The 12818-nt window shown below is 24.9% G+C and carries 8 protein-coding genes and 1 riboswitch; all 8 genes read right to left on the bottom strand.

Annotation, left to right across the window (positions count from 1 at the left end):
- Window positions 1–386: 386 nt before the first annotated feature.
- A complete protein-coding gene (locus AC07E4_RS02715) occupies window positions 387–1700 on the bottom strand; it encodes a sensor histidine kinase (protein ID WP_242838435.1) in 1314 nt (437 codons plus the stop codon).
- The gene (locus AC07E4_RS02710; protein WP_040329206.1) at window positions 1693–2382 is read right to left on the bottom strand and encodes a response regulator transcription factor; all 690 of its coding nucleotides are present in this window, start codon (window positions 2380–2382) and stop codon (window positions 1693–1695) included. Before AC07E4_RS02710 ends, AC07E4_RS02715 begins: the two co-directional genes overlap by 8 nt.
- An 81-nt stretch (window positions 2383–2463) precedes the next feature.
- Window positions 2464–3126 carry a M15 family metallopeptidase gene (locus AC07E4_RS02705; RefSeq protein WP_040329208.1) on the bottom strand — a complete coding sequence of 221 codons (663 nt, stop codon included), beginning with the start codon at window positions 3124–3126 and terminating at the stop codon, window positions 2464–2466.
- A 190-nt stretch (window positions 3127–3316) separates the two neighbouring features.
- Window positions 3317–3892, bottom strand: coding sequence for a xanthine phosphoribosyltransferase (locus tag AC07E4_RS02700; protein ID WP_040329210.1), 576 nt, complete (start codon window positions 3890–3892; stop codon window positions 3317–3319).
- Window positions 3876–5216 carry a uracil-xanthine permease family protein gene (locus AC07E4_RS02695; RefSeq protein WP_478215669.1) on the bottom strand — a complete coding sequence of 447 codons (1341 nt, stop codon included), beginning with the start codon at window positions 5214–5216 and terminating at the stop codon, window positions 3876–3878. Before AC07E4_RS02695 ends, AC07E4_RS02700 begins: the two co-directional genes overlap by 17 nt.
- A gap of 744 nt (window positions 5217–5960) precedes the next feature.
- Window positions 5961–6062, bottom strand: a riboswitch (purine riboswitch).
- An 88-nt stretch (window positions 6063–6150) separates the two neighbouring features.
- Window positions 6151–9702: an AAA family ATPase gene (locus AC07E4_RS02690; RefSeq protein ID WP_478215668.1), complete on the bottom strand. Its 3552-nt coding sequence runs from the start codon at window positions 9700–9702 to the stop codon at window positions 6151–6153.
- 153 nt (window positions 9703–9855) lie between these two features.
- Window positions 9856–11505, bottom strand: a complete 1650-nt coding sequence (locus tag AC07E4_RS02685) for a hypothetical protein (protein ID WP_478215667.1) — start codon at window positions 11503–11505, stop codon at window positions 9856–9858.
- 486 nt (window positions 11506–11991) lie between these two features.
- On the bottom strand, window positions 11992–12741 hold the full coding sequence (gene truA / locus AC07E4_RS02680; protein WP_478215666.1) for a tRNA pseudouridine(38-40) synthase TruA: 750 nt from the start codon (window positions 12739–12741) through the stop codon (window positions 11992–11994).
- Window positions 12742–12818 lie beyond the last annotated feature (77 nt).

Here is a 12818-nt window from a genome sequence, read left to right as displayed (position 1 = left end):
ACTCGTTCTTCTTCAGTATATTTTCTAATAAAATTTTCACTCATAATGCACCCCTCCATTCATTAATCCTAGTATAATTCCATTTGAATTATGAGTCTACATTTCTATAGGGGCCTATGAGCTGTCAATTGTCAATTTTCAATTGTCAACTGGTTCCAAATATAAATATAGCAATAAACTGTAAGATTAGTACTATCATTTGAGAAATACATTACTTTAAATTTGAACTTGGAACCCTATAAATAATACGAATAAACTGCAATTTTAGAATTATCATTTGATAAATGTGGTATTTAAAATTTGATCTTGGAACCCTATAGTTACTTTTAATTATTTAATAAAATAAATTTATAAACTTAAAAAGTGGTTTCATAAAGAAACCACTTCTAAACATTTAGCATAGGTATTATTATTCTAAATTTTGTATTACTAGAATTACTTTCTGCTACTATATTTCCATCATGTTTTTCAATTATATTCTTCGCTATTGCAAGTCCTAATCCTGATCCACCAGTTTCCGAAGATCTGGATTTTTCCACTCTATAAAACCTATCAAAAATATATGGTAATTCATAACTTGGTATCATATCTCCATAATTTATAATTTCTATGATAGCATTATTTTCTTCTTTGTATAATTTTATATCAATAAATTTACCGTCTTTCCCATATTTAATTGCATTTGATATTAAATTTTCAAATGCTCTAACTAATTTATTTCCATCTGCATCTATAATGAAATTATCTTCTTCTATATCTAATCTACTTTCCATATTATTTTTCTTTAATTGAGCATAAAACTCAACATCTATTTGTCCTATCAATTCAGCTAGATTTATATTTTTCTTATTAAACTTTAAAGAAACACTATTCATTCTTGTAAGTTCAAATAAATCGTTTATTAAATAATTTAAAGATTGAGCCTTTTTATAAGCTATATCAATATAATATCTTAATTCTACTTCATCTCTATATCTATCTTTATCTATAAGTTCTAAATATCCTAAAATAGATGTCAATGGAGTTCTTAAATCATGCGATACATTTGTAATTAGTTCATTTTTACTTTGTTGTGAAACCTTTTCTTCCTCTATAGCCAATCTAAATTTCTCCATAATTTTATTTATGTTTTCTGCAACTTCCCTAGTCTCTCCTTTGGTATTTACAGTTATTGAACTCTCTAAATCTCCACTTGATATTTTTCTAAGACTTACAATTATTTTAGATATATTATTTATTTTTTTAAAGCTTATAATAAATAAATATAATAATAATATACTAGTCCATACTTTTGTTATACCAATATCACCCAAAATATCTAAATTTATTACTGTGTATTTATAACAAATCAAACCTAACATAGCAATAGTTAACCATGTTAAAATTGTACTTATAATTATATATATTGCTATTTTAAATAATATCCCTAATGTGATTCTAACTTCTGGCTTTACACTTTTAAAATTTCTTATATTTATAATAAATAAACATATGAGAATTATACCTAAAATTATTAATATGTCTACAGTTTTAGATCCTATACTTCTTTTTAATGTCCATATAAAATTTACTAATCCATATACATTTTCATTGCCCTCTACATATGATTGGTTAATTATAAGTTTTGTAACTAATAATATTAAAATTGATAAAAGTAGAATTATGGCAAACTTTATTTTAAATTTATTACTATTACTCAATTTTATAACCCACTCCCCATACTGTGTGAATTATTTTTCCTCCATTCATATTCTGTTCTAATTTTTCTCTTATTCTACTAACATGAACCATCACTGTATTATTTGACTGATAATATTTTTCTTTCCAAACTCTTTCAAATATCTCTTCTGCACTAAAAACTCTCCCCACATTACTAGCAAGTAAGTATAATATATCAAACTCTGTAGATGTGAGATTTATTTCATTATTATTTACACTCACTATATGAGTTGTTTTGTTAATTAAAATCTCTCCTATTTCTATTATGTTTTTATCTTTTTTTACACTTTTATCAAAATAATATGATCTTCTTAATAAAGCCCTTATTCTAACAATCAACTCTAATGGATTAAATGGCTTTGTTAAATAATCATCTGCACCTGTCATTAAGCCTTCTATTTTATCCATGTCTTCACTTTTTGCACTTAGCATCAATATCGGTATATTAAATTTTTCTCTAACAATTTTACATACTTCTATACCACTTAATTTGGGCATCATTATATCTAATACAATTAAATGTATCTCTTCTCCATTTACAATATTTAAGGCTTCTTCCCCATTAATAGCATTATATACTTTATATCCTTCATTCATAAGATATATTTCTATTAATTTTAGTATTTCTTTATCATCATCAACAACAAGTATATTAACTTCCATTTACAAAATTCACCTCCATACTTAACCAATTATACTCTATTATTGACACTAAAACACAACAATCTTTTGGTACATTCAATTTTAATTTTCATTTTCAATATATTCTTCTAAAACCAAATTATTTTCATGCATATTAGTTGCTATTTTTTTACCTACATATCTTAAATGCCAAGGCTCATAATTACATCCTGTTATATATTCTTTTCCCTTTTGGTATCTTATTATAAATCCATATTTATGTGCATTTTCACTAATCCATATAGCTTCTTTTGTATCTTCTGTAAAATAATTTGCTTTATTTGTAACATCCATAGCAAGACCTGTTTGATGTTCACTTTGTCCAGGTTTTGCAACATATTTATCTGCCATATCCTTTCCCTCACTTAAAATCCTGTTTTTATATGTTTTATCTTGCAACTCAAATGATCTATACCCAGAATTTCCAAGTAAAAATATGCCTGTATTTTCAGCGTCTTTAAACAATTTTTCTAAACTTACCGCAACCTCTTTTTCTACTAACTTTTCTTCATTTTCTACACCATCATTAAAAGGAATACTTGGCTCAATTAGATTATTGGGAACAAAATTTTTATCAATTTTATTATGTTTATTTATAACTAATATTTTTTCTGAACCAATCATATAACTGCAATTTTTAATACTTTTAAAACTATCTTGATTTAAATTTTTTAAACTAAACAATACTAACCCAATTAAAATACCTGTCTTTATTAATTTTTTCATAAATTATTAACCCTCCATATAAGATTCTCTAGTTTATATTCTAGGTTTAATAATTTAAGAAATTTATACATAAATCTTAAGAATTATAAACTTTTTCTTTTTACACACAAATAAGCTAGTAAGCTAGAAAAATTTAAATTCCTATAAAAATAAAAATGCATGTATTAAAAAATTAATACATGCATTTTTATTATTCTTCTACAAATTCAATTAAATCTTTTCCAAGTTTTTTTACTCTAGCTAATGAATATACATCATATCCCTTATTAAGTAATATATCTCTTCCCGGTTGGAATGATTTTTCTATAACTATACCTATTCCCATAACAGTTGCACCTGCTTCTTCAACTAATCTAGCGGCACCTTGCGCTGCTTCTCCATTAGCTAAAAAATCATCTATTATAAGTATTTTATCATTTTCATTTATGTACTTCTTAGAAAGTGTTAATTCATAATCTGTTCCTTTAGTAAATGAATGAACTGTAGTTTGATAAACTTCTCCATTTAAAATTTTAGATGTTTGCTTTTTTAGAGTTACCATCTGTAAATCCATTTGCATAGCTGTCATAACAGCTGGTGCAATTCCTGAACTTTCTATTGTGAACACCTTAGTTATTCCTTTGTCTTTAAAGTACTCTTTAAAATAAGTTCCTATTTCGTACATAAGTTTAGGATCTACTCCATGATTTAAAAAAGAATCTACTTTTAAAACTGTTTCACTTAATGCTCTACCTTCTTCTAATATCTTTTTACATAACGTGTTCATTTTCTATACCTCTTTCGTTAATTTTTTCTTCTTTTAATACTTTATTCAAAATAAGAGCTACAATTGTACCTGTTGATATTCCTGAAGAAAATATCATTTTTAATGCTTCTGGTAATTTAGATATAAATTCTGGGCGGAAAGTAACTCCAAGTCCTAATCCTATTGATGTAGCTATTATTAGTAAATTTCTATTATTAATTTCAACAGTACTTAAAGTTTTAATTCCTGCTGCTGCTATAGTTCCAAACATAACTATACCAACACCACCAAGCACTGGTTGTGGCATAATATTTATTAATGCTGCAAATTTTGGAAAAAATCCTAATCCTATTAAAAGTATTCCAGCCATCATTGCAACTGCTCTACTTGCATTTCTTGTAAGTGGAATTAAGCCAACATTTTGACTAAATGTTGTATTTGGGAAAGCTCCTACTGCTCCTGCAATAGAACTTCCTACTGCATCTGCAAGTACACCTTTTCCAACAGTTTTATCTTCTACTTTAATTTTAGATACTTCACATATTGAAGCTAAACACCCTACTGTTTCTATAGTAGTAACAAAATATGCAGGAATAAATGGAAATACATATTTTAAATCAAAACTTACTCCATATTCAAATAATCTTGGAATTGAAAACCAACTTGCTTCTTTAACTAGTGTAAAATCTACCATTCCTAATGGAATACATATTATATATCCTATAACCATTCCTATCAATATAGATGCACTACTTATCATAGCATTTCCATATCTGTTTAAAAGTAAAGTTATAATCATTACAAGCATTGCAATAGATACATTTATTAAACTACCATAATCAGCTGCTCCAACTCCACCTGCAGCCCAATCTACTGAAACTGGTAAAAGTGTTAATCCTATTAAACATACTACTGTTCCTGTAACTAGTGGTGGAAATAACTTCATAAGTGGTTTAATAAAATAACTTAATATAACCTCTACCAATGAACCTAAAATAGTTGCTCCTACTATGGCTGGAAGGCCACCTACTGCCCCTACTGCAATGGCAGGTGCTACAAACGTAAAATCAGTTCCCATTATACATGGAATCTTCGCTCCAACTGGTCCTACTCCCTTAGATTGTATCACTGTTGCTATACCAGCAGCTAAAATAGATGCACTTAAAACTGCTGTTGATGCTGCACCATCAAAACCTAAAGCACTTGAAATAACAAGTGGAACTGCTATAATTCCTCCAAAAGCCGCAAATATATTTTGAAGCCCTAATAATATTTGTGTTCCTATACTTGGAGTATCATTAACTCCATAAAGTAATTCACTACTATAACTTTTTTCATTGTTCATCTTTTGAATTCCCCTAAAAATATATTTATCATATACAACTCTATATAGGATTTCAAACTTATATCTTTTAAAGCTAATATAGGGTTCCAAGTTCAAATTTTAAATAACACCTTTATCAAGTGATATTATTAAGCTTACAGTTTATTCTATTATCATGCTTGGAACCAATTAACAATTAACAGTTAACGATTAACAATGATGGTTAATATTACTCACTTCATTCTTAATATTTATGAATAGAATTGCATAAAAACTATGTTTTTATATTGTTTTCAAACTAATTTGCTTAGCAAATTATCATAAAAATTGATTCAAATAAACTGAGACTTCAGTTTTATCATTCATTGTTAATTGTTCATCGTTAATTATTAATTTTGTATAACACTTCAAATTGCTCTTTTTCAACTGAAACATGAATAACTTAAAGTTTAGACTTGTATTCCAATATATATTTTCAAGCTAATATTTTAGTTTGTACATTTATTGATTGATATTCTTAATTTTAAATTTAATTCATAACATTTAAAATAATTGCTGTTTAGATATAAAATTTAATTCATTCTAAAAACTAAAAATATTTTTACTTTAATATATAATTTCTATTTTATTATAGCTTGTACGATACTTTAATAAATAAGTTTAAAATTCTATGCTTATAAGCTTTTAGGGATATACGGTACATAAAAAACACCTCAAATTAAATTTGAGGTGTTGGAAATTTTAATAAAAAATATAATAATCTTTACTAAAATAACTTAACCCCGTAGTCTGCTAATTATTGGCTAGCAGGTAGAAACTTTCGGACCTTATCTCCGATGATATACGAGTCTGTCATATGATATAAGGAGATTATATCATAAACATTAATTTTAGTACAGAATTAATTTTATATTTTTTAATTCGTTTATTAAATCTTATTAAACAAAATTTTATCCTATCTAATTAATCTACTTTTTAATATTTTAAATTCTTCATTATCTATTATTTTTAAGCTCAATAAATTGTTTAATTTTGTAAGTTCTTCTGTAATTGAATAATCATATAATTTTTCTTCATTTTTTAAAATTGCATCCTTATTGCATTCTAAGTCTATTTCAAAATCAATTTCATTTCTATTTATAAATACCTCTTCACTTTTTCTTATATCTTCTTTATTTATTATATCTATTTCTTTAGAAGATATATTTTCATTAGATACTCGTATACTTTGTATTCTCACAAGATTATCTAAATATTTTTTTATCATCAATCCATTTTTCAATCCTAAGTTTTTTGTATTATAAAGTTTACTTACTACATTTTTTAATTCACTTTCTCCCTGTTCATCTAATGAGAAACCTTTAGTTTTTATTAAATGTAATGTTATATCTAATAACTCTTCACTAGTATAGTCTTCAAAATCAAACCAAATTGGAAATCTATAGTTAAGTGATTGATTTTTTAATATTAAATCTTTCATTGGATTTTTTTCACCTGATAATACTATAACTATTTTATTTTTATTTTTATCTAAAAATTTTATAAGTGATGCAACTATTTCCTTATTACTATTTTCTTCTTTAAGCAAGTGAGCTTTATCAATTAAAACTACTTTTCCTAAAAACTTATTTAATATATCTTCTAGTTGCATACCCTTGTTTAGCATAGATATAATCTCATTCTCATCTATTTCAATTATACTTTTAGCTTTAACAATTCCCATGCTATAGTACATTTCTGATAATATATTTAATACAGTTTTTTTACCTGTACCTATCTCTCCTGTAAACACCATATTCATATATTTATTTATATCACTTCGTTTTCCTAGCTTTTCTCTTTTTTCTTTAGTTTTCATAAACTTGTATTGATTTCTTAAAAATTCCTTAGATTTTTCGCTAGCTATTAATGATTTAAGTTTCTTTTCTAAATCAAAGTCACTACTATATTCAGATACATTTATAGCTTCTATATCTTTAATAGTTATAAGATTCATTTCATATGCACTAATATCTTCTTCAACAATTCTTATACTTTGATTTCTTATTATATTTTCAACATAATTTCTAACCATTCTTCCATTACCTGATTGTGAATCAGATTTTTCATATATATCAACAAAGCTTTTTTTAAGTGCTCCATAAGCATTTTTAGATAATCTAAATCCTTTAGATTCTATAAGCTTAATAGACATTTCTAAAAGTTCATTTGGATTATAATCTTCAAAATTAGTCCAAAGTGGGAATCTTGATCTTAATCCTATATTTACATCGAAAAATTCTTCCATTTCTTCTTCATATCCAGCAAGTATAACTATTACTTCTTTTGAGTAATCTTCAATCAATTTTAGTAGTGTTTCTATAGCTTCTCTTCCTAATGAATCGTTAGCTAGTGTATAAGCTTCATCGATAAATAAAATTCCACCAATAGCTTCTTTGAATTTAGCTTCTGTTTTTTTAGACGTTTCTCCTGGAATTTCTGAAACAAAACTTGATCTATCAGTTTCAATCAATTGACCAACTTTTAATAATCCCATACTATTTAACATATCAGCTACGACTCTTGCAATACTAGTTTTACCTGTTCCTGGATTACCTGCAAACACCATATTTAAATTTTGTTCTATTTTAGTATTTACTCCAGCTGATTTTCTTTTTTCTTGAGCAGCTATTAATTTATATTGACTTCTTAATAATTTTTTTACCTCATCTAATCCAACTATATCTTTTAATCTTTCTTCTAAATCAAACTTAGTTTTTGCTTTAAAGTTAAAATTATCTCTTTCTAACAAGTCTATCTGTTTTTCACTACTATTTAAATATTTTTTAGAAGCATCCATTATAGCATTTTCAACTATATTTCTTACAAACCTTGCATTTCCTAAATCATTTTTGCCTATAATTTGATTTTTGGCAAATAGCTCTATTAGATCATATTTAACATTTTTAGCTATTCTATATCCTTTTGATTTTGCAATTTTAACTGCTATTTGGTACATTTCAGATGGACTATAATCTTCAAAATGAATTACATTTGGAAACCTTGATTTAAGCCCCGGATTAATTGATATGAATTTTTCCATATCTTTTTCATATCCAGCCAATATAACAATTAAATTGTTTCTATTATCTTCTATTCCTTTTAAAAGTGCATCTACTATTTCTTTTCCAGCTTTATCATCTTCACTTTCACATAATGAATAAGCTTCATCTATAAATAAAAGTCCGCCTAATGCTGAATTTACTATATCATTAGTTCTTTTAGCAATATCATTTAGATTTTCTGATACAAAATCAGCTTTACTAACTTCTCTAAACTTTCCTTCTTTTAAAATTCCTAATGCATTTAAATATTCATAAGTAATTCTTGCCGCATTTGTTTTTCCTGTTCCTGCATTACCTGCAAAAATCATATTCATTGAAATATGTGAAGTTTTAAGTCCTAATCTCTCCCTTATTTTTTGTACTTTATAACTATTTTGAATATTATCGATAAAGTCTTTTAATCCCTTCATTCCAATTATTGAATTAAGTTTATATTTCACTTCATCCAATGTAGGTGTTGAATACTCACTTAATTTGAAAATATCTTTATCTACCTTACAGTAAATCCTATTATTTTCTATATACAAAATTAATACATTTTCCTTTTCAACCTCTTCCTGAATTATTAAACTACGAATAGGATTATATAACCTATATGCTACATACTCAGAAATCCCAAAACTACTGTCTTCTCTATAATTTTCTTGAAAGAAATTACATATTCCTAAATCTTCTCCCATTTTATTGTTTTCTTCCATTTGAACTGTAACTTTAACACCAAATTCTTCTTCTATTCTAATTATAAATTTATTTACTTCTTTTCTTATTATTAATTTTCTTTCACTTTCATTTAATTTTTTAGTATGTAATACAGTTTCTATTTTCTTTAAAAACTTCCCATCAAATAATTCACTTATATCAATATCTTCCTTATTAGAAGTAAATATAAAAAACTTATTAGGACAAACTAATTTATTGATTCCTTCTTTATCTTTGTCATCACATTCTATTAAAAATTTATTTTTTATAGTATAGTTATCTTTTAAATTCACACATTCATTTGGTGAAATACTTGATAATATTTCTAACATTTCTTTTGTAGCCTTATCAAAATTTTTAAATAATAAACCCTGACTATTACTATTTAAACCTTCATACAAATCTGTTAGAAAAGCATTATATCCTAAATTAAAATTATATGATGATAAATCTATTTCATCTAAATTACTATTTTCTATTAATTTAACTTTTTCTAATTTATCAAATAAAAGTCTAACACTAGTTTTCTTTGCTGTATCTTTTTCACCAATTATAAATAAAATTCCTTTATCATTTTCTAAAATTTTATTTTCAAAGTAATTGCATAACTTTTTTAAGAATTTTTCTTGTCCTATCAAATCCTTATTTAATTTTTTTTCTATATATGAAAAATTTTCTTTTATATCTTTAACTCTACTATCCATATTACTTCACCTCTTTTGTATTTTTTATATTATATAACACATTTCTACATTTTTCGCTACTTTTTCAAAAACTTTAACATATTTTTAAAATAAAAAAATCTGATTAGTTCATTAAATATATATTACCAACTAATCAGATTTTTTATTTAATATTTATATATTTTTACTTTCCTTTTTATATTTATCAAACATAGTAAAATATTTTTCACCATTATCAATATTTTTTATTATAGATTTCATAACTGTTGCCCTAATTATTCTTTTTTTATTTAAGAATCTTAGATATTCAGAAATTGCACCAACTTCATAAATTATACTATTTTTGTTTTCTGCGATTTTTTTTATAAATAGGTCATTAAAATACTTATCTACAATTTCCTCATTTATTTTTTTCAGTTCCTTTTCATCCTTGCACTTAAGATAATTTCCCGCAAACCTTTCTGCACTATTTACATATCCTAAACAATTATCTAAATTATTTCTACCCAAATAAAAGAAAAAATCATCCATATTATCATGTACAAACTCACTTATACAATATTCATCTTCATTGTTATCATCACAATTGAAATTTTCTACAAAATCCAATATTTTATCAAAATTCAAATCAGGATCTATAAATATTTGCTCATTTTCTTTTCTAACTTTTATTAAGCTATTCTTTTCTTCTATTCCATAGTTTATTATTTCCTCAATGTGTTCTGTATCTAAATACTTAAATTCTCTTTTATCTATATGCACATTGTTTTTATCCATTATCTCTTCACCTAAAGGTGTTAAGTCATGCATATCATCACATTTCCATAAAATGCTCATTTTTTGCATAAATTCTTTAGCATTTGTTAACTCAAAAAATGTTTGAGAAATTAGTAATGTAAATAAATATGTTGGTGAAATTATTCCTAAATACTGTCCAAAAACTGTTGTAAATAATATATCCATATGTATTCTTATTTGTGCTTTTATAACTAACTCACCCATATTTTTATCCAATATATCTTTACTGTTTTTCTTTTTGTAAATAGTATTAATCGCATTATAAATTTCAGGATTTAAATTGTTCATTATATCTAAATATTCTTCTTCTTTCATATTATTATTCAAAAATTTCATAACAATATTTTTATCTATAAGATCACCTATAAAATCTACTTGTCTTAAATTTTTTACACAATTATCTACTGTTGCATCAAATATCTTTTTTAATTTTTCATTATTACTTAAACTTTTAAATTCATCATATCCTTCTTTATTTACTTTATAACATCCACATCCTATGGATATGACTCCCTTTAATATATTTAGTGCTATACATAAATCTATTAAATATAATATGTAATAATCACTTTTAAATTGAACTTCTTCCATAAGTTTATCATATTCTTCAACTAATAATTCTTTATCTACACCAACAGTTATAGTTGGATTAGTATATTTAACTATACTTTCTATATCTTTAAATACAGGATGGTCTTCCATTGAATAATACACATATTCTGTATTAAAGTTTAATTTTTCATCTTTTTTTATTGTTATGTATGGAGATATAAAGTAATTCCCCTTAATTTTACTTTGTGCAAATTCATTTATTATAAAATTTGGAGTTAAGTTAGATGCAACTAATATAGGTGAACAAAGCCACTTTTTAAATATTTCATTATTCTCATCCATAACTACTTCTTTTTCAGTGCTATTCAAATTTATGTATGCATCTTCATATTCTTCTTTAAAATGATTTAACAATCTCTCTATATGCTTGTTTTTTCTTATTTCTTCTGTTATTTTTTCGCTTTTTAGTTCCATATTAAAATTACACCTCTAAATTCATATTCTTAATATAGAGTCTAGCCAAAGTATTTTTATTTAAACTTTAATCTTATTTATTATAGGGTTCCAAACTTAAATTTAAAGTAATATGTTTGTAAATTGATACTATTAAAGTTACATGTTATTTCTATTTTTCTATTGGAACCAAGTAAAAATTATGAATTAATAATAATAATGATGAATCGCAGGGGATTGAAATCCACGCTACAATGTTTTATTTGTACTTCAAATAAAATTAGTATAATATTTATCCATAAAGGGTTGATTTTGGAGAATAAATTCCCCATTATAGTATCCTTGCTAACCATAGTTTTCATAGTAAATATAACTATTACTTTTGATATTTTTTAAAACTAAGATTTCAGTTTTATCCTTCATTATTAATTTTTAATTTTCATATAAAAAGAGTATGCATATATAAAATTAATATATGCATACTCTTTCTTAATATGTTTATAACTTCTAGTACGTTACCCCTAACATACATAATCCTTTAGATGGTGCTTTTTCTCCTGCTTCACATCTTTTTTTAGTTTCTAATATTCTCTCAACTTCATTAACTTCAAATATTCCTTTTCCTACATCAATTAATGTTCCAGTTAATATTCTAACCATGTTTAATAAAAATCCATTACCATTGATTTCAATTTTTATTATATTATCTTGCTCATGAATATTTATGTAATTTATTGTTCTAATAGTAGACTTGCCACTTTTAGCTTTCAAACTTGTAAAACTTTGAAAATCATGAGTTCCTAAAAGACACTTTGTAGCTTCTCTCATACTATCTAAATTTAAATTTTCTCCTATGTGATAAGAATATTTTCTTATAAATGGATCAGCATATTTATTATTGTCTATTGTATAAACATATGTTTTTGATTTTACATTTAATCTTGAATGAAACCTGTCACTAACATCTTTCATAGATGTTATAATTATATCTTCTGGCAAATACATATGTACATATTTCATCATTTCATCTATATTCATATTAGTATCAGTCTTAAAATTTGCAACATAATTTCTAGCATGAACTCCTGCATCTGTTCTTCCACAACCTATAACTTGAATTTCTTCTCCGGTCATCTTTGATAAAACATTTTCTAACTTATCTTGTATTGTTGAAACAGAAGTACCTTTTATATTTTGTTTTTGCCAACCTTTATAAGCCGAACCATCATATTGTATAGTCATTTTTATATTTCTCATATATTATTCATCTCTTTTCTACTTGTTTTAAAACTATTATTAAGTATAACAGAAAAATTTAGATTTAAACAATTTTG

Source organism: Clostridium amazonense (assembly GCF_056431285.1).
This window is presented reverse-complemented; position numbering and strand designations above follow the sequence as displayed.